This is a genomic window from Streptomyces sp. NPDC039430 (assembly GCF_055639435.1).
This window is the reverse complement of record NZ_JBVKAK010000008.1, coordinates 219,811-245,922: the sequence shown is the minus strand read 5'-3', so window position 1 is coordinate 245,922 and position 26,112 is coordinate 219,811. Positions and strand designations below refer to the sequence as shown.

Below are 26,112 nucleotides of genomic sequence, written 5' to 3'. Positions count from 1 at the left end.
ACCGACCGGTCGGAGTGAAGGCACCGTCATGACCTCATCGCCGTTCACACGCGTGATCACGGCGGGGGTGCTGGCCTGCGCCCTGCCCGGCGCGGCCGTCGTCCTCGCACCCCCCGCCCAGGCGCACACCGCGCTCGCCTCCAGCGATCCCTCCGACAAGTCGACGCTGCCCGCGTCTCCTGGTGAGATCGCACTGACCTTCAACGAGAAGATGGACGGCGCGTACGCCCGCGTCGCCGTGACCGGCCCCGACGACCGCTCCGTCGCGAGCGGAAGCGCGACGGCCAAGGGCCGGACCGTGACGCAGCGGCTGACGGCGGCTGTCCCGGCCGGCCGCTATACCGTCGCCTTCCGGGTGGTTTCCACCGACGGCCACCCCGTCACCGGCAGCCTCACGTACACCGTGACACCCCCACCCGCGCCCGCCGCCTCCTCCGATGACACCGCCGCGAGCCCGGAACCCACCGCCACTCCCACGGCCACCCCCAGCACGCACGAAAGAGGAGGAGAAAGGGAAGGCGTCGGCGTCTCCACAATCGCCGCGGTGGGCGCCGTCGTGTTGATCACCGCCGCGAGCGCCACCGCGTACCGGCTGAGGCAACGGCGAGGCCGCGATGGTGCGTGAACCCGCTGTACGACGCCCGGCCCTGCGCCCGCCACTGCTGATCACGGCCGCCCTGGCCGCCGCCGGCGCCGCGACGGCCGGAGCCGTCCGGTTCGGCGGCGGCATCCCCGAGGCGCTGCCCGGACTGCCCCAGGCCGGACCCGTCACCTCCTGGGGCCTGCCCCTGGCCGAGACCGCCGCGAATCTGGCCGCCGTACTCACCGTCGCCATGCTGCTCCTGGTGACCGTCCTGCTCCCCTCCGGACAGCAGCGCCTGACCGCACGTCGGCAGCACGCCCTGACCTGCGCCTGGGGAGCGGCCGGACTCTGGCTCGCGGCCACCGTGGCGACGCTGCCGCTGACCGCCTCCGACCTGCTGGCCCAGCCGGTCGGACAGATCCTCGAACCTCGCCTGCTCACGGATTTCGCCCTGTCGCTGCCGCAGGGACGCGCCCTGACACTGACCGCCGGCGCGGTGCTGCTGCTGGTCACGATCGGCCCCGGAGTCACCACCGTACGGAGCGCGCGCGTGGCGCTGGTGATCGCTCTCGCCGCCCTCGTGCCTCCCGCGTTCACCGGCCACTCGGCCTCGGCCGAGAACCACGACGCGGCCGTCATCAGCATGGCGGTGCACATCGTGGCCGCCACCCTATGGATCGCCGGCCTCGTCGCCGTCGCCGTCACCACCGTCCGGGCCCGCCGCCACGCGGCGAAGGCCGCCGGCCGGTTCAGCGCGCTCGCCGGCTGGTGCCTGCTCGCCGTCGCGGTCTCCGGCATCGCCAACGCGCTCGTCCGCCTCGACGCGCCGATCCGGCTCGTCACCACCCCGTACGGGCAGTTGCTTCTCGCCAAGACCGCCGCTCTGGCCGTGCTCGCGGCCTGCGGGGCCTGGCACCGGCGCCGTACGCTGGCGCAGCTCAAGGCCGGGCGCTCCGCGGTGTTCGTGCGCCTGATGGTGGCCGAACTGCTGCTGATGGCGCTCACGGCGGGGCTGGCCGTCGGCCTGTCCCGCAGTCCGGCGCCCGCCGGAGAACCGCCGCCCTACTCGGCGGCACGCGAACTCATCGGATACCCGATGCCGGTGCCCCTCAACGCCCTGCGCCTGCTGACCGAATGGCGCTTCGACCCGCTCTTCGCCCTCCTCGTCTCCGTCGCCGCCCTCGCCTACTGGCGTGGTGTGCGGCGCCTCAGGGCCCGCGGCGACGCCTGGCCCCGGGGGCGGACGGTGGCCTGGATGCTGGGCCTGCTCGCCCTGGTCCTGTGCACCATGAGCGGCCTGGCCACCTATGGCCGCGTCATGTTCAGCGTCCACATGGGCCAGCACATGGCGATGGCCATGGTCGTCCCGATCCTCCTGGTCCTCGGTGCGCCGATCACCCTGGCCCTGCGGGCGCTGCGGCCCGCCCCGAGAGGCGGCGTGGCCGGGGCACGCGAAGTGCTGCTGAAGATCCTGCACAGCCGGGTCAACGCGGTACTCACGCATCCGGTGGCGGCCATGGCGCTCTTCATCGGCAGTTCGTTCATGGTGTACTTCACGCCGCTCTTCGAGATCGCCATGCGCAACCACCTCGGTCACCTGGCCATGCAGCTGCACTTCCTCGCCATGGGCCTGCTGTTCTTCTGGGTGATCATCGGCATCGACCCGGCGCCGCGGCGTATCCCGCACTTCGCGAAACTGATCGTTCTCGTGCTCGCCATGCCCTTCCATTCGTTCTTCTCCATCGCTCTGATGAGTTCCACCGACCTGATCGGCGGGGACTACTTCCAGGCCGTGGAACGGGTATGGGGTGCCACGCTGGCGGCCGACCAGTACCGGGCGGGCGCCATCGCCTGGGCCACCGGCGACATCCCCATGCTGATCACCACCATCACCCTGGCGGCGCAGTGGGTTCGCTCGGACGCCCGGGAGGCCAAACGCATCGACCGGGCCATCGACCGCGGCGACGGCAAGGACCCGCTCACGGCGTACAACGCCTACCTCGCCTCGCTCCACCGACGCGACCGGCCGGGCAACCCGCCCGCGTCCCCCGCCCCTTCTCCGTCCCCCGCCCCTTCTCCTTCCTCTGGCCCCTCTCCTTCCTCTGCCGCCCCGGCCCCCGACCTCGCTCCTGACCCCGCCCTTTCCTCTTCCCGTTCGCCTTCCCCGGATGGATCATGACGAAGAACCTGAAGATCTCCCTGGCTCTGGCCGCGACCGTACTGACCGTTGTCGCCGTGTTGTTGGCGGCCAACCGTTCACCCGCCCCGGACGCGCGTGCCGACGGCGCGTCGCAGGCGCCCGAAGCGGCGGCTTCGGCTTCGCTGCTGGTACGGCCGGACAGCCACCGGTTGTCGACCGCCGAGGACGGCAAGGTCACCGTGGTGGAATTCCTCGACTTCGAGTGCGAGTCGTGCCGCGCCGCGTTCCCGGTGGTGGAGCGGCTGCGCGAGCAGTACGCCGGACGCGTCACCTTCGTGGTGCGTTACTTCCCGATCCCCAGTCACCGGAACGCCGAGCCGGCGGCGCGCGCCGTCGAAGCCGCCGCCGGACAGGGGAAGCTGGAGGCGATGTACACGAAGATGTACGAGACCCAGGAGGAGTGGGGGGACCAGCAGGTCTCGCACGAGAAGACCTTCCGGGGCTTCGCCCGTGAACTGGGCCTGGACATGGCGAAGTTCGAGAAGGCGTGGAAGGACCCGGCCACCGCCGAGCGAGTGAGGAAGGACCGTGAGGACGGCCTGCGGCTCGGCGTGCAGGGCACTCCGACGTTCTTCGTCAACGGCAAGCGTCCGCGGATCACTTCGTACGAGGACTTCACGGCGGCCATCGACGCGGAGCTGGCGAAGTGACCGTCGCCGCAGGGCGAATGACCGGGCGTGCTGTCGTGGGTGCGCCCGAGGACAATGCGGCTCCTGCGCCGACCCGATGGCTCGCGTGGCTGCTGGTGACGGGCGGGGCGATCGGCCTGCTGGCCGCGTTCACGCTCACCGTCGAGAGATTCGCTCTGCTGGAGGATCCCTCCTACACCCCGTCGTGCAGCATCAATCCGGTGCTGTCCTGCGGTTCGGTGATGACCACGCCACAGGCGGAGGTCTTCGGATTCCCCAATCCGCTGCTGGGCATCGCCGGGTTCGCGGTGGTGACGGTCCTCGGGGTGGTGCTGCTGGCGGGCGCGGTCCTGCCGCGCTGGTTCTGGCTGGTGACGCAGGCCGGGGTCACCCTGGGCGCGGTCTTCGTTCACTGGCTGATCTTCCAGAGCCTGTACCGGATCGACGCGCTGTGCCCCTATTGCATGGTCGTCTGGGCGGTGATGATCCCCGTTTTCTGGTACACCACCCTGCACACGCTCACCCACCGCGTCCGCACCGCGCCCACGTGGTGGCGTGGGGCGGTGCGGACGCTCGCCGGCTATCACGGCGTGGTGCTGACTGCCTGGTACCTGCTGATCGTCGTACTGATCCTGCAGCGATTCTGGCTCTACTGGACCAGCCTGTAACGTGTTGGCCGGCCTGAACCGGAGGCTACGGGCCGGCCCTTACGCGCGGGTCACCGTCCGATCGCTGTTGTACGCCTCGGTCCGCAGGGCGGGCCGTCCGGAGCGAAGGGCGTCCGCGGGCCAGGACAGTGTCACCGTCCGGGACTCACCGGGCAGCAGCCACAGATAGTTGTCGCTGTACAGCGTCGGCAGTACCCGTCGTCCGTCCTTGGCGTCGAGCAGCGACAGCCGCACCATCGACGCGACGGCGGCGCCCCGATTGCGCACGGTCGCGGTCATGGTGCGCCGTGCCCCGGACCGGGAGACATGGCCCAGGTCCGCCGTGATCCTGACCGGCCTGGTCTTGTTGAGCGCCCGCATGTCGGCCGTCTCGCGGTAGCGCCAGTAGGTGTTCTGCGACAGCTGCCCGCCCTTGCTGTCCTCCAGGCTCAGCCGCAGCAGATGGAGGCCGGGGAGGTCCGGTCCGAACGCGGCGGTGAACGCGGACGCCGTGGCCGACGCGGCGACGTCGAGCTTCGTCCGCAGGGTGGAGCCGAGTTGGCGCCCGGACAGGTCGTGGAGCCGGGCTGTGACCGTCACACCTGTCAGGTCGCGGCCGGTGTGGTTGACGGCGGTGACGTCCCACTTCCGCGGGTCGGCCTGCACATGGAACGGTTCGCAGGCCTTGCGCGCCCCGTAGTAGGTGCCGTTGACGTCGAAGTCGTAGTCGTACGTCTGCCAGACGGTGCTGTGCCAGGCCGGGTGGGACATCCAGAGCATCAGGCCGCTGGCGTCCTTCCACAGGTTCGCGTTCCAGGCCTCGAACATGGCCCGGGTGCTCTCGTAGTTGACGAACTGTGCCTTGCGGGCGAAGTCGTCCAGATCCTTCGCCGTGTCGAGCCGGGCCTCGATGGCGGCGCGGTAGTTCTGCGGGGCCTGATTCCCCCGGGTGCTCCAGTCGTGGTAGTACCACGCGTCGCCGATCGGCCATTCCGGCTCGTCGCCGACGAGGTTGCGCATGCTCTCGGCCGTGGACACCACGGGCATGCCGATCTCGGTGTGGAACCCGAAGTGGCCCCCGCCGTAGGTGGACCGGGAGAAGTAGCGTTCCGGTTCGACCCAGCCGTACGGGCCGCCGCCGGAGATGATGCCGCCCGCGGAGTTGTTCTGGTACAGGATGCCCGGTGCCTGCGACTGGACGGCCTCGCGCATGCCGGTGTCGATCGCCGCGGGCGGGTTGCCCTCGTTGGCACCGCACCAGACGACGACACTGGGGTGGATGCGGTAGCGGAGCACGGTGTCGCGCGCCACGCTGTTGAACGCGTCGTGGTCCGGCGGGTCCATGGCCCAGGCATTGGGGAAGTCGTTCCACACGAGCAGGCCGTACTCGTCGCAACTGGCGAAGAACTCCTCCCGGTTGCTGCTGCCGAGCCAGTTGCGGATCATGGTGAAGTTCATGTCCCTGTGCATCCGCACCGCGGTGTCCATCCGCTCGGCGGGCATCCGGCGCAGCAGTTCGTCCCAGCCCCAGTTGCCGCCCCGGCAGAAGACCCGGACGCCGTTGACACTGATCTTCAGCGGCTCGGGGGTGTTGTCGACGGCCTTCACGTCCGTCCAAGTGTCACCGTCGTCGGACACCTGGATGACGTACGTCTTGGGGTAGGCCGGCTCCCATACGACCACGACGCGGTCGAAGGACACGGCCTCGCCGAGGTCCACCTGGATCCACTGGTCGTCCTCGTACGCGGAGGACCAGCGGGTGTCGGCCTTGCCGTCGGTGGCGTTGGCCGCCTTGTTGCCGCCGTCCTCCGTGGAGGCGGTGGCGGTCTTGCGCAGTGCCAGGTCGGTGCCGGGCGCCGCGCTGTCGATCACCGAAAGGCCCCACAGCGAGGATCCCCAACTGGTCGCCCGCTCACCGCAGTTCAGCCGCACGTACCGGGCCTCGCGGGCGCCGATGTCGACGCTCTGGAGACTCGCGTTGGCGTTTTCGAACGGCAGGGGAACCGCGGAGTTGTCGACCGACTCCGCGTCCGTCCAGGTGTCACCGTCGTCCGAGACCTGCACCACGTACGTCCTGGCGTACGCCCGCTCCCACCGCAGCTCCACCCGGTCGAAGGACACGGCCCCGCCGAGGTCCACCTGGATCCACTGGTCGTCCTCGAACGCCGATGCCCAGCGTGTCTTCGCGTCCCCGTCCGTGACGTTGCCGGCTTCATGGCCCGCCTCGTCGACGGACGAGGCGGTGGCGGTCCTGTGCAGCGCCAGGTCGGTACCGGGCGCGGCGCTGTCGATCACCGAGAGGCCCCACAGCGACGAGCCCCAGTCAGTGGCGCGCGTCAGGCACCTGACGCGCACATACCGCGCCGTCCTGGCGCCCATGTCCACCGACTGCGTATACATGTCGGTGCCGCCACCGAAGGGCAGTGGCACCGCGTACTCATAGCCGAACTGGCGGATGCCGAAGCGTGTGGTGCGCCGGTCGCTCTCCGCGCCGTCGACCGCGGCGACGAGCGTCAGGTCGTGCAGGGCGGGCTCGCCGTAGCCGTTGGGCCACCACAGCTTCGGGTCGCGCACGCGCAGCCGCGCGTGGTCGGCGGGCGCGAAGACCACGTCCGTGCTCGTGCCACCGGGCACGGTGACGGTCCTGGAGACCCGTACGTCGTCGAACGACGCGGTGACGGTCACGCGCCGTTCGGCGGAGTCCGCGTTGCGCACCGGCACCACGATCGTCACCTCGGCGGTGCCGGTGTCGGGCAGTCCGGGCAGGGTGGTGTCCACGCGCGGGTCACCGATGACGGCGTGACCCGTCGAGCGCAGCCGTACGTGGTTCCAGATCCCCGAGACACGGTCGCGTACGGCCGGCATCCAGTCCCAGCCGGAAGCGGCCAGATACGTGGGTGAGTTGCGGTTCATCATGGTGGCCCCGGCGTCCACGAACGCCAGACCCGCCTCACTCTTGTCCCCCGGGCTCCCGGGGAAGGGCATGGGAGTGATCCGTACGGCGAGCGCCTGCTCGCCGCCGCCGGAGACCAGCAGAGGTGTCACGTCGTGGGCGGAGCGTGCGAAGGGATACGTCAGCCCGCCCACCCGCCTGCCGTTGAGCCAGATGTCGGCCTGGTGGTTGACGCCGTCGAACTCCAGCCAGACATGGCGGCCGGAGCCGGTGCGCAGACCGCGCGGCAGCCGGAAACCGCGCCGGTACCACCACGCGTGGCGCGAAAGGGCCTCGGGTATGCGGAGGTTGTTCATCCCGGTGACCGGGTCGGGCAGATGGCCCTGGTCCACCAGCGATCCGAGGACCGTGCCGGGCACGGTCGCGGGCAGCCAGCGGCTGGTGTCGACCGAGGGCCGCGACAGCTCGGCGCCCTCGGCCCCGGCCCAGTCGTCCATCGTCAGCGTCCAGCCCGATTCCAGCGGGACCGTTCCGTCGTCGGCGACCTCCAGCGCGGGCGCGTGGTGGTCGTGCCTGCCCCAGTCGGTCCATCCGCCGGCCGCGGGCCTGTGGCCCCTGGCCGTGCCGTAGACCTCGAAGCCGTTGAGGCCCAGCGGGTTGGCGTTCGACCGCTTCGTCACGGTCATCCGCACCCAGCGCGCCCTGGCCGGCCTGGCCAGCTCGATCTCCGCCACCCCGCCGGCGCCCGACGCGGTGCGGTACACCGTGGTCCACTCCCGCCTGTCCCGGGACGTCTCGATGGTGAAAGCCACCGCACAACTGGACAGGATCTCCTGGCCGGTCGTGCTGTCGCGGGGATTGCCGCTGGTGGACGGGGTGAAGACCGGGTCGTCCTTGGTCGCCTCGAAGGTCAGCCGTACGGAATCGACCTCGCACTCCGCCTGGAGATCGACGGAGATCCACTGCGGGTCACCACCGGCGGCCCGCCACCCACTGCCCTTCACGCCGGTGGACGTGAGCCTGTCCACCACGAACTCGCCCGGTGTGGGCGCGTAATCGACGGACGACACCTCGACGGGCCGGTACGCGGCGAGCTCACCCCGGGACCCGACGTCGCCGGCGGCGACCGCGGACCCCGCGGCGTAACTCGTACCGGAGAACGCGGCCCCGAGCCCGAAGCTCGCGAGCAGGGTCGATCCGGTCGCGACAACGGTCCTGCGGGAAGGGTGAGATGACTGGTCAGACATGAGTGACGTGATCCATTCCAGGCGAGCCCTCAAGAGCAGGCGGCCTGTCCCGGCCCGCCTGACAACGTTGCCATAGGCTGTAATCCGCCAACGGATCTGTCAAGGGTCTGCGCGAGGTACGACCCATCACGGCTGCCCGCGCGAGCGGCGACCCGCGATGACATCGCGGCGAAGACGCCCCGGCGCATCAAGGGGAACGCGCCCGCCAGAGGTACGCGACAGCGCTTAGGACGGAAGGGGAGAGGACCTCACGGACGGGCTGGACGAGTTGGAAGGGAGGGGGCGGTCGGCTCGCGGAACACCTCCATCGGCCGAGTCACCGGGCACCGTCGGGAGCCGGTCGGGAGCGGCGAACGCCGCGTCGAGTCCGGCACATACCTCCAGGTCAACGGTGTGCGAGACCGTCGATCAGCAGGGCGAGGGTGAAGTCGAACCGGTCGTGGCCCTCGCCGGCGGTGAGCTCGACGGCGTGGCGCGTGGTGTGGGGGAAGGTCCCGGTGGGCAGGGCGGTGAACCGGCGCAGCAGTTCCTCGCGGTCGAGGACCCACGCGGCGTCGTCATGCGCCGATCGCCGTCGCGCGATCGACACTTCGAGGCAGTAGGCGGCCACGTACAGCAGGAGGGCGTCGATGGCCCAGGCGGCGGCCTGCGGGGCGACGCCGCCGGCGAGCAGGATCGCCAGCATTCCTTCGCCGATCTGTGGTGCCGGGACGGCTCCCGGCTGACCGACCACGGGCACGGCGGCGGGTTCCTGCTGCTCGACCGCACCCCGGACGGCGCGTTCGCCCGCCTCGCCGCGACCCGGGCCGGACGCGTGAGCAGTGTGACCGACGGCCACGCGACGCCGGCCGGGGTGCTGGTACGCCCGGACGGCGTCGTCGCCTGGGCCTCCGACACCACCGACAGCGCAGCCGTCGCCGGCCTCGAAGCCGCCCTGCGCCGCTGGACCGGCGCGCCGTCGTCCGCACCCGAGCGGGAGCCGGTGGGCTGAACCGGCGCACCCTTCCGGCGCGTTCAGTGTGCAGCCGGGTCCCAGGCCACCGGGAGCATGGCCGGTTTGGTGAAGAACAGGTCCAGTTCCCAGGGGATGTCGTCTTCGGAGACGGCCAGGAACAGGCTGGGACAGCGGCTGAACAGGGCCTCGTAGGCGGTGTGGAGGAACATCCGTGCCGACGAGGCGCCCAGACAGAAGTGCGGGAGCCTTCGGGCGGGACCTGTCCGTACCCGGTGGTCCCCACCCACGGTTCTCCTCACCTCTCCTCACCATCACGGCCACGGGGCGGTGTTGGGACGGGGGAAGGCGGTCGCGGTCGTTCACGCGTTGAACGCTCGCGCGCATGTGAAACAGCGGGAGCGGCCCGGAGAGGTGGTGTCCTTCGCGTTACAGCACCACCACCGAGCGAAGCACGTCGCCCTGGTGCATGCGCGTGAACGCCTCTTCCACACCGTCCAGTTCGATGGTCTCGGTGACGAAGGCGTCCAGGTCCAGACGTCCCCGCCGGTACAGGTCGATCAGCAGCGGGAAGTCCCGGGACGGCAGGCAGTCGCCGTACCAGGAGGACTTCAGGGCGCCGCCGCGCCCGAACACGTCCAGGAGCGGCAGGTTCACGCGCATGCCGGGTGTGGGAACACCGACCAGGACGACGGTGCCGGCCAGGTCGCGGGCGTAGAAGGCCTGTTCGTACGTCTCCGGGCGGCCGACGGCCTCGATGACGACATCGGCGCCGTGGCCCCCGGTGAGCGCCCGGATCGCCTCCACGGCGTCCTGTGAGCGGGAGTTGACGGTATGGGTGGCCCCGAGCCCGCGAGCCGTCTCCAGCTTGCGGTCATCGATGTCGACGGCGATGACGCACGCCGCACCGGCCAGCGCGGAGCCCGCGACCGCCGCCGCCCCGACGCCGCCGCAGCCGATCACCGCCACAGAGTCGCCCCTGCCGACGCCTCCGGTATTGATCGCGGCGCCGATACCGGCCATCACACCGCAGCCGAGGAGACCCGCGGCGGCCGGTGACGCGGCCGGGTCGACCTTGGTGCACTGACCCGCGGCGACCAGGGTCTTCTCGGCGAAGGCGCCGATGCCCAGGGCGGGGGACAGCTCGGTGCCGTCCGTCAGGCTCATGCGTTGCCGCGCGTTGTGGGTGTCGAAGCAGTACCAGGGCCTGCCCCGGCGACAGGCGCGGCACCGGCCGCACACCGCACGCCAGTTGAGGACGACGAAGTCCCCCGGGGCGACATCCGTCACCCCCTCGCCCACGGACTCCACCGTTCCGGCCGCCTCGTGGCCCAGCAGGAACGGGAAGTCGCCGCTGATCCCGCCCTCGCGGTAGTGCAGGTCGGTGTGGCACACCCCGCACGCCTGGACCTTCACCACGGCTTCACCGGGGCCTGGATCCGGCACCACGATCGTCTCCAGCCGGACCGGTTCGCCCTTCGCCCGCGCCACCACGCCTCGTACCCGCTGTGCCATCCTCACGGCCTTTCTCGTATTGGTCTGGTATCCGCGGCCGCCCCCATGGCGGCGGCCGCTGTCCGGCGATGCCGGGGCGCTGTCAGGGCAGGTGACGTGCGATCACGATGCGCATGATGTCCGACGTGCCCTCTTCGATCTCTTCGAGCTTGGCGTCACGCATCCACTGCTCCACCGGGTATTCGCGTGAGTAACCCCAGCCGCCGAGCGTCTGTACGGCGGCCCAGGTGCAGAACATGGCGGTCTCCGAGGCGGTCAGCTTGGCCATGGCCGCCAGCCCGGTCACGTCCGCTCCGGCGTCCACCGCGCGCGCGGCGCGCAGAACCAGCAGTCGCGCCCCCTCGATCCGGTTGGCCATGTCGGCCAGCCGGAACGCGACGGCCTGGTGCTCGATGATGGGCCGGTCGAACTGGACGCGGGTGCGCGCGTAGTCCCGGGCGTATTCGTACGCCGCCCGCGCGGCGCCCACGGAGGCCGCGCCGAGGATGACACGGGAGATGTCGAAGGTCCGCATCAGTCCGTGGAAACCCTGGCCCTCGGCACCGAGCAGGTTCTCCTCGGGAACGAAGGCGTCCGAGAAGAACAACTCCCGGCAGACGATGGCCCGCTGGCCCATCTTCCGCATCGGCTCGCCGACGGTGAGCCCGTCGGTGTCCGCGTCCACGAGAAAGGCCGTGATCCCCCTGGACCGCTGGGTGGGATCCGTCTTCGCGAAGACGACGTAGGACCGCGCGGCTCCCGCGTTCGAGATCCACGCCTTCTGGCCGCTCAGCACGTACCCGCCGTCGACGCGCCGGGCCACGGTCTTGATCGACGCGGCATCGGAACCCGAGCCGGGCTCCGTGGTCGCCAGCGCGGTCATCGGCGCCTCCGGGCCGACGAGCGGGCCGAGCCAGCGCTTCTTCTGGTCGTCGGTGCCCAGTTCGAGCAGAGGGTCGGCGAAGAAGCCGTTGGAACAGACGAGGTTGCCGATGCCGGGGTCGCCGAAGCAGAGTTCCTCCTGGACCAGACACTGGGTGAACACATCGGTGAATCCGCCGCCGCCGACCTCGGTCGGCAGCATGAAGTCGGTGATGCCGACCTGCGCGGCCTTGCGCCAGATGTCGACCGGGGTGACGACATCGGCCTCGTCGACCTCGCGGGCGCGCGGCCGGATCTCGTTCCGTGCGAAGTCGCGGCAGAGCTGGACGACCGCCCGCTGCTCGTCGGTGAGCGGCCAGGGATCGGTGAATGCGTTCATGGTGTCCTCCGGTGAGACGGTTTTCCTCCGGTGAGGTGGTGCGGCCGTACGCCGGCGGTCCGGGGGGTACGGGCGCACCACCCCGTCCGCCGCGCGCGTCATCGGGCGGCGTCCTCGGGCAGGTGGATCAGCGTGGGGCGATCGGCGGCGAGCGCGGTCTCCAGCTCCCGGGCGAGCCGCCCGGGGCCGTCGATCCGTACGCCGCGGCAGCCCATGGCGCGGGCGATCCCGACGAAATCGGGACGTGGCAGGTCGACGGCGTGGACGGTGTCACCGCGGTCCGCCATCTCGTCGCGGATCTCGCCGTAGCCGCCGTTGTCCGAGACGATGACGGGCAGCGGGAGCCCCAACTGGGCCGCCGAGGCGAGTTCCTGGATGGTGAACATGATCCCGCCGTCGCCGTGCAGCGCGACCACCGGAGCGTCGGGGCGGGCGAGTTTCGCGCCGATCGCGGCCGGCAGTCCGTAGCCGAGGGTGCCGAGGCCGGACGGGTACAGGAACGACCGGGGGTGATGGGCGGGCAGATTCGACAGCGCGCCGTAGTAGCAGGCCATGGCGGAGTCTCCGACGAGGAAACCCTCGCGGCCGAGCGCCTGGGCCAGGGCCCCCGTGAGCCCGAGATAGCGTGCGCCCTCGGCCCGTGCCTGGGCGGTGAACGCCGTACGGGCCTCCGCGGCACGGGCGTTGCCAAGGGCGGACGGGCCGCCGGGCGGCAGCCGGTCTCGGATGGCACGGAGCGCGAGGGCCGCGTCGGCGACGACGGCGATATCGGCATGGGCGTTGGTCACGACGGCCTGCGCGTCGATGTCGACACGCACCAGCGATCCGGTGATGTCGAGCGGACCGTTCCACAGGTCGGCGGGCGCGAGTTCCGTGCCCACGGCGAGCACCACATCGCTGTCCGCCACGAGGGCGCGCACCGCGGCGTGGTGCGGTCCGGCACCGATGGCGAGCGGGTGCCCGTCGTCGAAGGTCCCCTTGCCGTTCGCGGTGGTGACGACCGGCGCGCCGAGCCGCTCGGCCAGGTCCCGCAGTTCGGGGGCGGCGCCGCTGCTCCCGCCGCCCGCGATGATCACGGGCCGCTCGGCGGCGGCCAACGCCCGTGCGGCGGCGTCGGCCTGTCCGGCGGACGGGACCGCCGGAGGCACCGGTACGGGCGCGTGCACATGCACCCGCTCGCGCTCGTCGAGGAGATCGAGCGGGATCTCCAGATGCACCGGACGCGGCCGTCCGGTCGCCATCGCCGCGTACGCCTGGGCCACGGCGAGGGGGATCTCCGCCACGCTGGTGACCCGGTGGCTGTACGCCACGACGGCGTCCATCGCGGCGCGCTGGTCCTTCACCTCGTGCAGATGGCCGTTGCCGCGGCCGGGGTGGCGCAGCGGCAGTCCGGGCGACACGAGCAGCATCGGCACCGAGTCGGAGTAGGCCTGGGCGGCCGCCGTCGCGGCGTTGAGCAGGGCGGGTCCGGTCGTGGTCACACAGACGCCGGGCTGTCCGCCCGCGCGGGCCCAGCCGTCCGCGGCGAAGGCGCCGCCCTGTTCGTGCCGGGGTGAGACATGCCGGATGCCATAGCGCGCGAGCGCGGCGTAGACCGGCAGGTTGTGCGTGCCGGGAATCCCGAAGACCGTGCGGACGTCGTGCTTGTGGAGCGCGGCGACGAGCGCCTCGCCACCGGTCAGGGTGCCGGTCACGGGGTGTCCTGCCGGGTGGTGTAGATGGACTTGCCGAGCCACTGGCCGCCGTCGGCGACGAGCACGTCGCCCGTGATGTAGGAGGCGCGGTCGCTGACCAGGAACGCCGCGGATTCCGCCACCTCCTCCGGGGTGGCGAACCGCGCGGCCGGGACACTGCTGAGCACCTGCGCGCGGGCGGCCCGGGTCGGCCAGAGAGCCGCCGAGGCCCCCTCGGTCTCGGTCGGACCTGGGGCGATGCAGTTGAGCCTGACACCGCGAGCCGCCCACTCCACGGCCAGCGTCCGCGTCATGGCGAGCACGCCCGCCTTGGCGGCGGCGCTGTGCACGGTGCCGGGGTGTCCGTGCCACGCGTAACCGGCGATCACGCTGAGGACGGCGCCGCGGCCCTTCGGCAGCATGTGCCGCGCGGCCGCCCGGGTGCAGTGGAACGTGCCGTTGAGGACGATGTCGATGACGGCCTTCCAGCCGTTCGGCGACAGCTGTTCGCCAGGCATCACGAAATTGCCCGCGGCATTGTTGACCAGTACGTCGAGGCGGCCGTGCGCCGCGGCCACCCGGTCCACGGCCGTGTCCACGGCGTCGGCGTCGCGTACGTCGCACGGCACGGCGTCGGCGCTGCCGCCCGCGGCCTCGATGAGCCCGACGGTCTCGCGCAGCGCCTCTTCGCGTCGGCCGAGGACCGCCACGTGACCGCCGCCGGCCGCCCAGCGTTGTGCGACGGCCCGGCCGATACCGGATCCTCCGCCGGTGACCAGCGCCACCCGTCCGTTGAACTCGTCGGGCTGTATCCGGTGGTTCATATCGTTTCCTTGGTATCGAGGGCGGTGTCGTCCCGGTCCGTGAGCAGCAGCGCGTCGACGGCGATCACCCCGTCGGGGCCGGCGCGCAGGGGGTTGACCTCAAGTTCGACGCGGTCGCCGGTGAGCCGCGCGACCAGCCCGGACACCGCGACGACGGCCCTGGCCAGTGCTTCGGCGTCCGCCGCGGGCCGGCCCCGCCAGCCGTCGAGGAGCGGCGCGCAGCGCAGTCCGCGGACCATCGCTCTCGCCAGGTCCAGGCCGACCGGCGCGCATTCGGTGACGGTGTCGCGGTGCATCTCGGCCTCGGTGCCGCCGGCGCCGACCGTGACCATCGGCCCCAGGCCGGCGTCCCGTCGTCCGCCGACGATCACTTCGGTCACGTCCGGCCGTACGTCCTGCTCCTCCAGGACGTACGGCCCGTCGCCCAGCCGCGCGCGCATGGCGGTGAACGCGCGGACGGCGCTCGGGGTGTCGTGGAGACCGATCCGCACCCCGCCGGCCTCGCTCTTGTGCTCCAGCCAGCCGGCCTTGAGCACATAGGGCGCGCGGAGTTCCCCCGTGGCCCGCGCCACTTCCCGGGCGTCGCGCACCCGGCGTGCCGCCGGGAACGTGATACCGGCTTCGCTCAGCAGGGCGCGTGCCGCCCAGTATCCGGTCCCTTCCGGCGCTTCGGCGGCGCCGGCCACAGCGAGGGGACGGCCGGGATGAGCCTGGAGCGCGACCGCACCGGCCAGCGCGTCGGTGGCGGTTTCGATGGTGGCGAAGACGGGGACCCCCGCCTCACGCAGGACGCGGGCCGCGTCGCTGTCGGCGCCCATGGAGTGCACGAGGAGCGGCCGCCCGGCGGCCCGTGCCGTCTCGGCCAGTTCACCCGCGACGCGCAGTTCCGCGGCGGCGAGCGCCGGGCTGTCGAGACCGTATCTGCCGAAGTACCCGGACAGGACGACGCTGTCGACCTCTCCGGAGCACAACAGGGCGGCCGTGACCTCGCGATAGGTACCGAGGTCTCGTTCACCGGCGCCCGCGAGGTCGACCGGGTTGGCGGTCGCCGCGCCGCCGGGCAGGGAACGGGCGAACGCCGAGACGACCGGCTCGCTCAGTTCCGGCACCGACAGCCCCCGCCGGCTCGCACGGTCGGCGGCCAGTGCGCCCTGTCCGCCGCTGTCGCTGACGATTCCGACGCGTGGCCCGGCGGGCATGCTGTCCGCGAGCAGGCACGCGGCCACATCGACCAGCGCGGACGGCGTCCGCACCCGCACCGCGCCCGCCGCCCGGCAGGCGGCGTCGACGAGTTCCATCGGCGAGGTGAGCGCGCTGGTGTGGGAGCGCGCGGCACGGGCCCCGGCCTCGCTGCCGCCGGCGGCGAGCAGTACGACGGGTTTGCCCGCGGCGCGCAGGGCTCGTACCGCGTCGAAGATCCGCCGGCCGTCCCGGAAGCTTTCGAGGTAGACGCCGACGGCACGGGTGAGGCCGTGGTCGGCGAGGTCCTCCAGCAGATCCGCCGCCGTGACGTCGGCCTGGCCGCCCACGGAGACGAACCGCGAGATCCCGAGGCCGGCCCGCCGCGCGAGCAACGCGATCTCGCTGCCCACCTGTCCGCTCTGCGACACCACGGCCAGCGCGCCGGACGGGAAGTCCCCCCACGCGATCCGCAGGGAGGAAGCGGCGTCGAACAGTCCGAGGCTGCTGGGGCCGATCATCCTGGCACCCGACGCGACGACCCTGGCGGCGAGCGCGGATTCGTCCGGCACCCCGGCGGTGATGCCCAGCAGCCCTCGGACACCCAGCGCGAGGGCCTCGTCGACCACCGCCGGGACGTCCGCCGCGGGTACGCAGAAGGCGACCAGCTCGGGCACTTCGGGGAGGTCGCTCAGCGAGGCGGCGGTGGGTGTGCCGAGGATCTCGCCACCACCGCGTGTGACCAGGTGCACCGCGCGCCGGGCCGAGCCCGTCAGGGCGCCGCGGGCCAGCCAGTACCCCCACTTCGCGGGGTTGGCCGACGCGCCGACGACGGCGACGGAGGACGGGTCACGGAAGACGGCCAGGCCGCTGTCTCGGGTTCCTCGGGCGGACGGGTTCGCAGGCATGGTGCCGGCAACTCCTCTCGGCGAAGAGGCGGTTGGGGGTGGGGCGGGGGTGGTCACCCGGAGGGGCACGGTCCGTACCGGCCCGGCCTCCGGTCCTCCTGTGGTCGCTACTGACTGACGGAACAGTCAGGTAGGGGAAGCATGTGGCGGCCCGGAAACCTTGTCAATGCCTCTCGCGCGATATTCCTGACCGAGGGATCGGTCACCGGGCCGGCGCCCGATCGCCACGGTGGGCGGGCACGGGATGGCGGTGGCCTATCCTCGGGGCGTGACACGAAGCCGCAAGGACGCTGGTCTGCGCCGCGGCGAGATTCTCGGCGCCGCCGTCGCCCAGATAGAGAAGCAGGGCATCCACCCGCTGCGGATCTCCGATGTGGCCCGCGATCTCGGGGTCAGCCCCGCACTCGTGATCTACCACTTCGGGACCAAGGAGGCGCTGATCGGCGAAGCCTTCACCTGGGCCGTCCAGCGCGACCTGGACCGTCTCGCCGGCCTGACCGACGGCTGCTCCACCGTGCTGGCACGGCTCACCACCGCCCTCGACTGGTACGCCCCGACCGGGGGAGCCAAGGGGTGGACGCTGTGGATCGAGGGCTGGGCCGCCGCGCTGCGCGAGCCGGCGCTGCGGAAGGTCGGCAGAGAACTCGACCTGCGCTGGAAGGAGGCGCTCACCGCGATCATCCAGGACGGTGTGGCCGCCGGGGAGTTCACGACGGACGACCCGCGCGGCGCCGCGTGGCGGATCACGGCCCTGCTGGACGGGGTGGCCGTGCAGACAGTGGTCCACCGAGGGGCGCACGACCGTGAGCAGACCGAGGCGTGGTCCCGCCAGATCGTCGCCCGCGAACTGGGCCTGCGCGCGACCGATCTGGAGCGCGGCTGATCCGGCGGCGCCGCCCCTGGACCGCTCTCCGCCGGCGGGCCGCGGACCGCGCGCCCCGTGCCGGCCGTGGTCCGTGGTCCGTGCGGGCGAAGGGCCGCCCACGCGAGAACACCGGCGAACCGCTCTTGACAGGCGTGAATCCGTTACTGCATCGTCGTTCAGTATTCGCGTCCTCGCGGAGGCCGCCCTCACGCGTCCGTCCCGCCCCGGGGCGCCGTTCCGATCACCGTGAGTGGTTCCCAAGCCCTTTCCGTCGTCGCCGTTCCCCCGGCCCGGTCCGGGGGCGCGCGACACGGGCTCCACGTCGAGAGGCCACCTATGAACGTGCACACAGGGACCGAGTCGTTCGATGTCATCGTCGTGGGTCTGGGAGGACTCGGCTCCGCCACGGCGTGGCAACTCGCGGATTCGGGGCGGCGCGTGCTCGGACTGGAACAGTTCGCGCTCGGCCACGAACGCGGCGCGTCACACGACACATCACGCATCCTCCGGCACAGCTACCACCGACCCGACTACGTACGCCTGACCCGCCACGCGTACGACGACTGGGCCCGCCTGGAGCAGGCCGCCGGTGAGCGGTTCGTCACGCGCACGGGCGGAGTCGATCTGTGCCCGGAGAACTCCGGCCTGCCGCTCGACGACTACTGGCAGAGCCTCGCCGCCGAGGGTATTCCCTACGAACTCCTGGACGCGGACGAGGTGCGCGTCCGCTGGCCCCGGATCGCCGTCCCCGACGGCACGACGGCGATGTACCAGGAACGTACGTCCATCGTGCCCGCGGCGCGGTCCACGGCCGCGATGCAGCGGCTGGCCGTGGAGGCGGGCGCCCGGCTGCGGGACAACACACCGGTCACCGCGATACGGCACGGCGCACACGGGGTGGAGGTCGTCACACCGCACGCGCGCTACTCCGCCGACAAGGTCGTGCTGTGCACGGACGCGTGGGCCAACACCCTTCTGGGGCCGCTGGGCTGGGACATCCCGCTGGTGGTGCTGGAGGAACAGGTCACCTACTTCGAGCCGGCGGACCCGGCCCCGTTCGCGCCCGGGATATTCCCCGTCTGGATCTGGCTCGACGACCCGTGCTTCTACGGCTTCCCGGCCTACGGCGAGGCGACGGTGAAGGCAGGCCAGGACTGCGGCGGCCCGGAGGTCCGGCCGGACGACCGGTCCGGTACGACCGATCCGGACATGCTGAGCCTGCTGTCCCGCTTCATGGAGGAACGGTTCCCCGGGAGCGGCAGGCCGGTCCGGTCCAAGCGCTGTCTGTACACCCTCACACCGGACCGCGATTTCGTGCTCGGTCCGGTACCGGGCGCGGAGCGGGTGCTGGTCGGCCTCGGTGCCGCGCACGCCTTCAAGTTCGCGCCCACGCTCGGCCGGATGCTGTCCGAGCTGGTGGGGGACCCGGCGCTCGCGACGGCCGAGCCCTACACCACGTTCCGGCTCGACCGGCCCGCGCTGACCGACCGCGACCACCCGGTCAACTGGATGACCTGACCGCTCCGGGCGTCCCGCCGTTCCCTACGGCGGCCCCGCTTCCCGGAACGGCGCCCCGCTTCACCGCAGCGGGCGGCCGTCCCCCCACGCCCCCTTGAGAACGCACCCGTCTGCGACGAGTGCCCGCACCGGACGGAAGCCATGACAGCCAGCCCACTCAGCACTCCCGCCGCGACCGCCGCAACTGTCGCCGCACCGCCGCACCTTCAGATGATCTGGACGGACCCGGTCACCGGACGGCGGGGATTCGTCGTCATCGACCGGCTGGTCAGAGGCGTCGCCAGCGGAGGCCTCCGCATGCGCGAGGGGTGCACACTCGACGAGGTGCGCGGCCTGGCGGCCGGAATGACCCGTAAGGAAGCGCTCCACTACGACCCGGTCAGCCGGTACATCCCGCTCGGCGGCGCCAAGGGCGGCATCGACTGCAGTCCGCACGACCCGGAGGCCCGTGCCGTCCTCGGCCGCTTCCTCGACGCCGTACGGTCCGTCCTGAAACACCACTGGACCACCGGCGAAGACCTCGGACTGCGCCAGGACACCATCGACGAAGTCCTCGCCGAACTGGGCCTGGACAGTTCCATCGAGGCCATCTACCCGCTGCTGGACGATCCCGTGGAGGCCCGCGAACGACTGGCGGACGCGTTCGGCGTCGACGTCGACGGCATCACGCTGCCCGAACTCGTCGGCGGCCTCGGTGTCGCCGAATCGGCCCTCACCGCCCTCGACCATCTCGGCATCGCCCGCACGTCGGCGCGGGCCGTCGTCCAGGGATTCGGGTCCATGGGCGGCGCGACCGCCCGCTACCTCGCGCGGGCCGGCGTCACCGTCGTGGGTCTGGCCGACGCCCGGGGCGTGATCGTCAACCCCGAGGGGCTCGATGTCGAGCGGCTGCTCCTCACCCGCGACGCCCTGGGCGGCATCGACCGCGCGCAGCTGAGCCCCGGAGACGGCCTGGCCGCCGCCGACGCGTGGCTCGACATCGACTGCGAGATTCTCGTTCCGGCGGCGGTCTCCTACTGCATCGACGCGTCCGACCAGGCGCGGATCAAGGCCCGCGTCATCGCCGAGGCCGCCAACATGCCCACGCTGCCCGAGGCGGAAGCCGCGCTGCACGCGCGCGGCACCCTGGTCCTGCCGGACTTCGTGGCCAACTCCGCTACCAACGCGTGGTGGTGGTGGACGCTGTTCGGCGACATCGGCGCCGACTCGGCCCAGGCCCACGCGAAGGTCAGGGAGGCCATGGGCCGCCTCACCACCGACATGCTCTCGTACGCCGGGAAGCACGGTGTCACACCGCGTGAGGCGGCGCTCGGGGTGGTCGACCGCAACATCGCTCACATCGAGGCCAGGTTCGGCCGGCACGCCGGGCCCGCCGGCACACACCCCACCGGAGGCGGCCATGACGACCCGTGCTGAACTCATCGTGATCGGCGGCGGGTTGATGGGCGCCGCCACCGCGTGGGCGGCCTCGCGCCGCGGCCTGTCGGTGCTCCTGCTGGAGCAGTTCGACCCCGGGCACCACCGGGGCAGCTCGCACGGCAGCGCCCGCATCGTCCGGCGCGGCTACGAGGACGCGCTGTACACCGAGCTGACCGGAAGGTCGTTCGAGCTCTGGCGGGAGCTGGAGTCCGACGCGGGTGTGCCGTTGCTGCGGATGCTCGGCAGTCTGGACTTCGGGACGGAGCAGTACGCCGGTGCGGTCGCCGCGCGGCTCGCCGCCGCGGCGGTGGCCCACGAGGTGCTGGACGCGCACGAGGCGGAACGCCGCTGGCCGGGCATGCGCTTCGAGGGCCCGGTCGTCCACCACACGCAGGGCGGTACCGTCGACGCCGCTTCGGCGGTGACCGCGTTCCTGGACTGCGCCGTCCGCAGGGGCGCGACCGTCCGCTACGGCACCGAGGTCCGGTCGCTCGACGCGGCGGCGGACGGAGTGCGCGTCCTGCTGGCCGACGGCGACACGCTACGGGCCGAGCGGGTCGTCGTCGCCGCCGGAGCGTGGACGGCGGGACTGCTCGGCGAGCATCTCGCCCTGCCCCCGCTGACCGTGACCCAACAGGACACCTTCCACTTCCCGCGGCTGGATCCAACGGCCCCCGCGTGGCCCAGCGTTCTCCATGAGCGGGGGGACGGGATCTACCACCTGGCGGGCGGGCGCGACGGCGGTCCTGGCGACGACCGCAAGATCGGCGAGCACTACAGCGGCCGGAAGACGACCGCCACCGGCCGGGACGGCGTGATCACCCCGCGGTCACGGGCCCGGGTCACCGAGTATGTGAAGCGGTGGCTGCCCGGTCTGGATCCGACACCCCGCGCCGAGACCAGCTGCCTGTTCACCTTCACGCCGAGCGAGGACTTCCTGCTCGACCGGGCCGGACCGTTCGTCGTCTGCTCGCCCTGCTCGGGGCACGGGGCGAAGTTCGCGCCGCTCATCGGCGAACTCACCGCGGACCTGGCGACCGGGGCCGGAGGACCGCCCGAGCGGTTCCGGCTCATCGCCCATGTCCTCGGCGCCGCGGGTTCCCGCTGACGGCGCCCGCCGACCGGCACCCGCCGGCCCGCCGGGTGTCCTGACACGCGAGTCAGGACACCCGGGTAAGGTGTCGTCCGTGGCACGCAAAAAGGTTGTCCTGAGGCGTGAGGAAATCCTCGAAGCGACAGTGGAGCAGATCAAGCAGCGGGGCATCGCGACCACGCGGATCGCCGACGTCGCCGGGGCGCTGAAGGTGAGCAGCGGACTGGTCCACTACCACTTCGCGACCAAGGAACTGCTCGTGGAGGAGGCCTTCGCCTACGCGGCGCGGCGCGAGATGGAGGCCCTGCGGACGACTGTCTCCCGGGCCGGGTCCGTCGTGGCCCGGATGAAGGCGCTGATCCGGCTGTACGCGCCGACGGGACAGGCGCCCGGCTGGCGGCTGTGGATCGACGGCTGGTCGGCGGGCATGCGGGACAAGGGTCTCCACGACGTGATGCGCGAGATGGACGAGGAGTGGAAGTCCCGGATCACCGCGCTGGTCCAAGAAGGAATGGACAGCGGCGAGTTCCACTGCGCCGACGCGCGGGCCGTGGCATGGCGCATCACACTCTTTCTCGACGGTCTCGCCGTACAGCTCGTCGCCCGGCGCGGAGCGCTGGAGAAGGCGGAAGCCTCCCAGTGGGTGCGCGAGCATGTGGCAGGGCAGCTCGGCATCGATCCCGCGCTCCTCGGCCCGCGCCGAGCCGCCGGCCGGCAGGCCGCCGACATCTCCTGAGCACCGCGACCTGACATCTCCTGAGCACCGGGACCTCAGCCGTACGCCGGGACCGGTGCACACCGTCACACCCCATCTATTGACTGACGGATCAGTCAATAAATACGCTGGGGGTGGGCGGACGCCCGTCGTGGCTCAACCGACCGCCGCGTACCGCGAGGGGGACTCAGTGGTGTCCACGCGTCAGACGAAGACCGTCTCCGACCGTACGGACTCGGGCCGTCGTCTCGCCTTCGTGGCGCTGACGTGTGCCACCGCGGTCTGGGGCTGGAGTTATCTGGCGACGGTCTGGCTCCTCCCGGAAATGGGCACGGCGAGTCTGGTCGCCGTCCGCTTCCTCCTCGCCGGACTGATCATGGTGGCGGTCCGGCCCCGCGCGATCCTGGCGCTCGGCCGCCGGCACACGCTCGTCGGACTGGGCCTCGCCTGCTTCCTCGGCTCCGGAACGCTCCTCCAGGTCCAGGGTCAGCACTACCTCCCCGCCTCCCAATCCGGCTTCCTCACCTCGCTGTTCGTGATCCTGACACCGCTGGTGGCGCGGATCCTCTTCAAGACGAAGGTGACGAGGGGCGTCTGGGGCGGTGTGCTCGCGGCGATGGCGGGCCTGGGCGTCATCGCCTTCAACGGGGTCTCCTTCAGCTTCGGCACCTGGCTGACCCTGGCCGGCGCGGTGTCGTACTCGGTGCAGATGGCGTTCCTGTCGGCGTACTCGTCGGCCGACAAGGTCTACGGGCTGGCCACCCTGCAGATCCTCGGCACCGGCGTGATCGCGTCGGTCTGGGCGGTACCGAGCGGGATCGACCTGCCGGACACCCCGGCCGGCTGGGGCTGGCTCGCCTACTCGACCCTGCTGGCGACACTCGGCATGTACGTGGTGCAGACCTGGGCGCAGTCCCGGCTCACCGCCGCGAGCGCCGCGGTCGTCATGGCCTGCGAACCGCTGTTCGTGGCCCTCTTCAGTCTGCTCGTCGGGGCGTCGCTGTCGGACCGGACGATCGTCGGCGGCCTGCTGATCCTGCTGGCGATGTACCTCGTCATCGCCGTCGACCGCCCGGTCGCGCCACCGCTCGCGGATCCGCTCGCCGTCAGCCCCGCGCCGTCAGACCGTTCTTGACGACCTGTCCGCCCTTCATGACGAAACGCACATCCGTGAACGCCGACAGATCGCCCGACGTGCCGGGGACGGCGATGAGGTCGGCGTACTTGCCAGGAGTGACCGAACCGACCCTGTCCTCCCAGCCCATGCACTCGGCGCTGGTGAGCGTGGCCGTACGCAGCGCCTGCGCCGGCGTCATACCGTACGCGCACAGGGTCATGAGCTGGCGGGCCTGCATGCCGTGCGGGAACCCGCCGGCGTCCGTTCCGAAGCCGATCTTCACGCCGGCCCGCACGGCCTTCGTGAACGCCTGGCGCTGCGCTTCGGTGGCGTGGTCGTTCTTCGCCTGCGACTCGGCGTCGAAGCCCGCGGCGTCCGCGTTCTCGGCCAGCCAGTCGCTCCACCAGAGGTCGGCGGAGAGATAGGTGCCGTGCTCCAGCATCAGTTCGATGCCCTCGTCGTCGAGGTAGCAGCCGTGTTCGATGGAACGGACGCCCGCGCGGGCCGCCATCCTGATGCCCTCGCTGCCGTGGGCGTGCACCGCGACGTACGCCCCGTAGAGGGCGGCCTCCTCCACCGCGGCGCGGATCTGCGCCTCGGTGAGTTCCGGAGCGCCGGGTACGGTGCCCGCCGCCATGACCGCGCCGGTGCCGATCAGCTTGATCAGATCGGCGCCGCCGTGCAGGATCTGCCGCACGCGCTCGCGTACGTCGTCCACGCCCCGCACGGAACCGAAGCGGAACTCCCGGGGCAGTTCGATGTCAGGGGCCAGGCCGGTGATCATCCCGCCCCCGGTGGAGACCGTCACATAGGCCCCGGCGACGGCCATGCGGGGCCCGACGACGATGCCGCTGTCGATCGCGTCCCGCAGGGCCGTGTCGACGAACGCGCGGAACGCTCCCACGTCCCGGACCGTGGTGAAGCCCGCGAGCAGGGTGTCGCGCGCGTGGCTGATCGACGCGAAGGCCTGCTGCGCCGCACTCTGCTTGATCTCCTGTACCGGGTCCCCACAGGCGGCGATGCCGACCAGATGCGTGTGCAGGTCGATCAGACCGGGGCTCAGCGTGGCCTCGCCCAGATCGATCACCTCGACACCTTCCGGAACCGGTGCCGCGCCGGGCAGCACCGCCCGGATCCGTTCCCCTTCCACCAGCACGGTCCGGTCGGTCAGCACCTCACCGGCCTCGACATCGATCAGGCGCGCGCATCGCAACGCGAGGGCCATCAGTCCTCCTCGACGGGTTGGACGCGGAGGCCGGGACCGTCCCGGCCTCCGCGCGACGACGGTACGAACGAACTCACCGCTCCAGCAGGGCCATGGCCGCGTTGTGGCCCGGGATACCGCTCACGCCGCCGCCGCGCACCGCGCCCGCGCCGCAGAGCAGCACGTTCTTGTGCGAGGTCTCGACTCCCCAGCGGCCGGTGCCCCTCTCCTCATCGGCGAACGGGAACGCCAGCGACCGGTGGAAGATGTTCCCCCGTGGCAACCGCAGCTCCTCCTCCAGGTCGAGGGGGGTCTTCGCCTCGACACACGGCCTGCCCTCCCCGTCCAGCGCCAGACAGTCGGCGATCGGCTCGTCCAGCACCGCGTCGAGCTCGGCGAGAGCCGTCTTGAGCAGGGCCTCCCGCTTCGCGGCGTTGTCCTCGGCGAACAGCCGCGCCGGTGCGTGGACGCCGAACATCGTCAGCGTCTGATAGCCGCGGGCGACCAGCTCGGGGGCGAGGATGGTGGGGTCGGTGAGCGAGTGGCAGTAGATCTCCGAGGGAGGCGACGACGGCAGCGAGCCGCCGGCGGCCTCCCGGTAGGCCGTGGCCAGTTGTCCGTAACCCTCCGCGATGTGGAACGTACCGGAGAACGCCTCGCGCGGGTCGACGGAGGTGTCACGCAGCCGCGGCAGCCGGCGCAGCAGCATGTTGACCTTGAGCTGGGCGCCCTCGGCCCGCTCGGCCGGGGGCTCGTCGCCGACGAGCTGGGCGAGGGCCTCGGGGGAGGCGTTCACCAGGACCTTGCGGGCCGCGACGGTGCCCTCTCCCGCCGTGGTGCGGTAGGTGACGACGGAGTGGGGATCGTCCGGGTCGACGCGGAGCACTTCGTGGCCGGTGACGATCTCGGCCCCGGCCGCGCGGGCCGCACGGGCCAGCGCGTCGGTGAAGGCGCCCATGCCGCCGACCGGAACGTCCCAGTCGCCCGTGCCCCCGCCGATCACGTGGTACAGGAAGCAGATGTTCTGGGCCAGAGAGGCGTCGTGCGCGTCGCTGAAGGTACCGATGATGCCGTCGGTGAGAACGACGCCGCGCACCAGGTCGTCCTTGAACCTCTCCTCGATCGCGACGCCCAGCGGCTGCTCGAAGAGCATGTGCCAGGCGGTGTCGTCGCCGATCCGCGCGCGCAGCGCCTCCCGGGTGGGCAACGGCTCGGTGAGCGTGGGGAAGACACTCCGGGCGACGCGCTCGGTCGTGGCGTAGAAGTCCTGCCACGCCTCGTACTCGGCGTCGGATCCCGTGAGAGCGCGGAAGGACGCGCGGGTGCGCTGCTCACCGCCGCCGATGAACAGTCCGGTGGCACGGCCGTCGCGCACCGTGGGCGTGTAGGAGGCCACCGTGCGCTTCCGTACGGCGAAGCTCAGGCCGAGGTCGTCGACGATCTTCGACGGCAGCAGGGAGACGAGATACGAATAGCGGGACAGGCGCGCGTCCACGCCCGCGAAGGCCCGGGTCGAGACGGCGGCGCCGCCCGTGACGCCGAGACGTTCGAGGACGAGTACGGAGCGCCCCGCACGGGCGAGATAGGCCGCGGCGACCAGCCCGTTGTGCCCGCCGCCGACAATGACGACGTCGTAGACGTCCCTGGTGAATTCCGTGTGTGCAGCCATGACGGTGATATTCCGTTCCTTT

General features: G+C 71.7%; 20 protein-coding genes and 1 pseudogene. 11 read left to right on the top strand and 10 right to left on the bottom strand.

What is annotated here, in order from left to right; translation table 11 throughout:
- The first annotated feature begins 28 nt into the window (after positions 1-28).
- Genes ACZ7LS_RS21550 through ACZ7LS_RS21535 form a run of 4 tightly spaced genes read left to right on the top strand, consistent with a single transcriptional unit; the run spans position 29 to position 4,080 of the window.
- Positions 29-625, top strand: a complete 597-nt coding sequence (locus tag ACZ7LS_RS21550; protein ID WP_382519575.1) for a copper resistance CopC family protein — start codon at positions 29-31, stop codon at positions 623-625.
- Positions 615-2,762: a bifunctional copper resistance protein CopD/cytochrome c oxidase assembly protein gene (locus ACZ7LS_RS21545; RefSeq protein WP_385130358.1), complete on the top strand. Its 2,148-nt coding sequence runs from the start codon at positions 615-617 to the stop codon at positions 2,760-2,762. Before ACZ7LS_RS21550 ends, ACZ7LS_RS21545 begins: the two co-directional genes overlap by 11 nt.
- A complete protein-coding gene (locus ACZ7LS_RS21540) occupies positions 2,759-3,433 on the top strand; it encodes a DsbA family protein (protein WP_382519571.1) in 675 nt (224 codons plus the stop codon). Before ACZ7LS_RS21545 ends, ACZ7LS_RS21540 begins: the two co-directional genes overlap by 4 nt.
- 17 nt (positions 3,434-3,450) lie before the next feature.
- On the top strand, positions 3,451-4,080 hold the full coding sequence (locus ACZ7LS_RS21535; protein ID WP_382969566.1) for a vitamin K epoxide reductase family protein: 630 nt from the start codon (positions 3,451-3,453) through the stop codon (positions 4,078-4,080).
- 39 nt (positions 4,081-4,119) lie between these two features.
- On the opposite strand, the gene ACZ7LS_RS21530 is transcribed toward ACZ7LS_RS21535, so the two are convergent.
- Positions 4,120-8,199: a discoidin domain-containing protein gene (locus tag ACZ7LS_RS21530; RefSeq protein ID WP_385130354.1), complete on the bottom strand. Its 4,080-nt coding sequence runs from the start codon at positions 8,197-8,199 to the stop codon at positions 4,120-4,122.
- 385 nt (positions 8,200-8,584) lie between these two features.
- Positions 8,585-8,896: pseudogene (locus ACZ7LS_RS21525) on the bottom strand (TetR/AcrR family transcriptional regulator C-terminal domain-containing protein); the annotation flags it as partial.
- On the opposite strand from ACZ7LS_RS21525, the gene ACZ7LS_RS21520 reads away from it, so the two are divergent.
- Positions 8,846-9,190: an aromatic-ring hydroxylase C-terminal domain-containing protein gene (locus ACZ7LS_RS21520; protein ID WP_385130563.1), complete on the top strand. Its 345-nt coding sequence runs from the start codon at positions 8,846-8,848 to the stop codon at positions 9,188-9,190. The pseudogene ACZ7LS_RS21525 and the gene ACZ7LS_RS21520 overlap by 51 nt on opposite strands.
- Positions 9,191-9,213: 23 nt before the next feature.
- On the opposite strand, the gene ACZ7LS_RS21515 is transcribed toward ACZ7LS_RS21520, so the two are convergent.
- The 6 genes from ACZ7LS_RS21515 to ACZ7LS_RS21490 all read right to left on the bottom strand — a co-directional run bounded on the left by ACZ7LS_RS21515 (position 9,214) and on the right by ACZ7LS_RS21490 (position 16,490).
- Complete coding sequence (locus ACZ7LS_RS21515; RefSeq protein ID WP_385130351.1) at positions 9,214-9,441, bottom strand: hypothetical protein; 228 nt, start codon at positions 9,439-9,441, stop codon at positions 9,214-9,216.
- A gap of 139 nt (positions 9,442-9,580) precedes the next feature.
- Positions 9,581-10,666 carry an S-(hydroxymethyl)mycothiol dehydrogenase gene (locus ACZ7LS_RS21510; protein WP_382667471.1) on the bottom strand — a complete coding sequence of 362 codons (1,086 nt, stop codon included), beginning with the start codon at positions 10,664-10,666 and terminating at the stop codon, positions 9,581-9,583.
- 82 nt (positions 10,667-10,748) lie between these two features.
- A complete protein-coding gene (locus ACZ7LS_RS21505; RefSeq protein ID WP_385130349.1) occupies positions 10,749-11,906 on the bottom strand; it encodes an acyl-CoA dehydrogenase family protein in 1,158 nt (385 codons plus the stop codon).
- Positions 11,907-12,004: 98 nt separating this feature from the next.
- Positions 12,005-13,600: a 5-guanidino-2-oxopentanoate decarboxylase gene (locus tag ACZ7LS_RS21500; RefSeq protein ID WP_382519561.1), complete on the bottom strand. Its 1,596-nt coding sequence runs from the start codon at positions 13,598-13,600 to the stop codon at positions 12,005-12,007.
- Complete coding sequence (locus ACZ7LS_RS21495; protein WP_382519559.1) at positions 13,597-14,403, bottom strand: SDR family oxidoreductase; 807 nt, start codon at positions 14,401-14,403, stop codon at positions 13,597-13,599. The genes ACZ7LS_RS21500 and ACZ7LS_RS21495 overlap by 4 nt, the downstream gene beginning before the upstream one ends.
- Positions 14,400-16,490, bottom strand: coding sequence for an acetate--CoA ligase family protein (locus ACZ7LS_RS21490; RefSeq protein WP_385130346.1), 2,091 nt, complete (start codon positions 16,488-16,490; stop codon positions 14,400-14,402). Before ACZ7LS_RS21490 ends, ACZ7LS_RS21495 begins: the two co-directional genes overlap by 4 nt.
- 268 nt (positions 16,491-16,758) lie before the next feature.
- Between ACZ7LS_RS21490 and ACZ7LS_RS21485 the strand changes: the two genes are divergently transcribed.
- From ACZ7LS_RS21485 to ACZ7LS_RS21460, 6 genes are all read left to right on the top strand, one after another.
- Positions 16,759-17,373 carry a TetR/AcrR family transcriptional regulator gene (locus ACZ7LS_RS21485; protein WP_382519555.1) on the top strand — a complete coding sequence of 205 codons (615 nt, stop codon included), beginning with the start codon at positions 16,759-16,761 and terminating at the stop codon, positions 17,371-17,373.
- 318 nt (positions 17,374-17,691) lie between these two features.
- Complete coding sequence (gene solA, locus ACZ7LS_RS21480) at positions 17,692-18,873, top strand: N-methyl-L-tryptophan oxidase (RefSeq protein WP_385130343.1); 1,182 nt, start codon at positions 17,692-17,694, stop codon at positions 18,871-18,873.
- Positions 18,874-19,014: 141 nt separating this feature from the next.
- Positions 19,015-20,289, top strand: a complete 1,275-nt coding sequence (locus ACZ7LS_RS21475) for a Glu/Leu/Phe/Val dehydrogenase dimerization domain-containing protein (RefSeq protein ID WP_382667455.1) — start codon at positions 19,015-19,017, stop codon at positions 20,287-20,289.
- A complete protein-coding gene (locus tag ACZ7LS_RS21470; RefSeq protein ID WP_382878181.1) occupies positions 20,273-21,400 on the top strand; it encodes an FAD-dependent oxidoreductase in 1,128 nt (375 codons plus the stop codon). Before ACZ7LS_RS21475 ends, ACZ7LS_RS21470 begins: the two co-directional genes overlap by 17 nt.
- A 79-nt stretch (positions 21,401-21,479) precedes the next feature.
- Positions 21,480-22,121 carry a TetR/AcrR family transcriptional regulator gene (locus ACZ7LS_RS21465; protein ID WP_382519548.1) on the top strand — a complete coding sequence of 214 codons (642 nt, stop codon included), beginning with the start codon at positions 21,480-21,482 and terminating at the stop codon, positions 22,119-22,121.
- Positions 22,122-22,290: 169 nt separating this feature from the next.
- On the top strand, positions 22,291-23,235 hold the full coding sequence (locus ACZ7LS_RS21460) for a DMT family transporter (protein ID WP_385130340.1): 945 nt from the start codon (positions 22,291-22,293) through the stop codon (positions 23,233-23,235).
- Here ACZ7LS_RS21460 and ACZ7LS_RS21455 read toward each other — a convergent pair.
- Positions 23,207-24,442, bottom strand: coding sequence for a metal-dependent hydrolase family protein (locus ACZ7LS_RS21455; protein WP_385130337.1), 1,236 nt, complete (start codon positions 24,440-24,442; stop codon positions 23,207-23,209). The two genes, ACZ7LS_RS21460 and ACZ7LS_RS21455, sit on opposite strands and share 29 nt — an antisense overlap.
- Positions 24,443-24,515: 73 nt before the next feature.
- Positions 24,516-26,090 carry a phytoene desaturase family protein gene (locus ACZ7LS_RS21450; RefSeq protein WP_382519542.1) on the bottom strand — a complete coding sequence of 525 codons (1,575 nt, stop codon included), beginning with the start codon at positions 26,088-26,090 and terminating at the stop codon, positions 24,516-24,518.
- Positions 26,091-26,112: the final 22 nt, after the last annotated feature.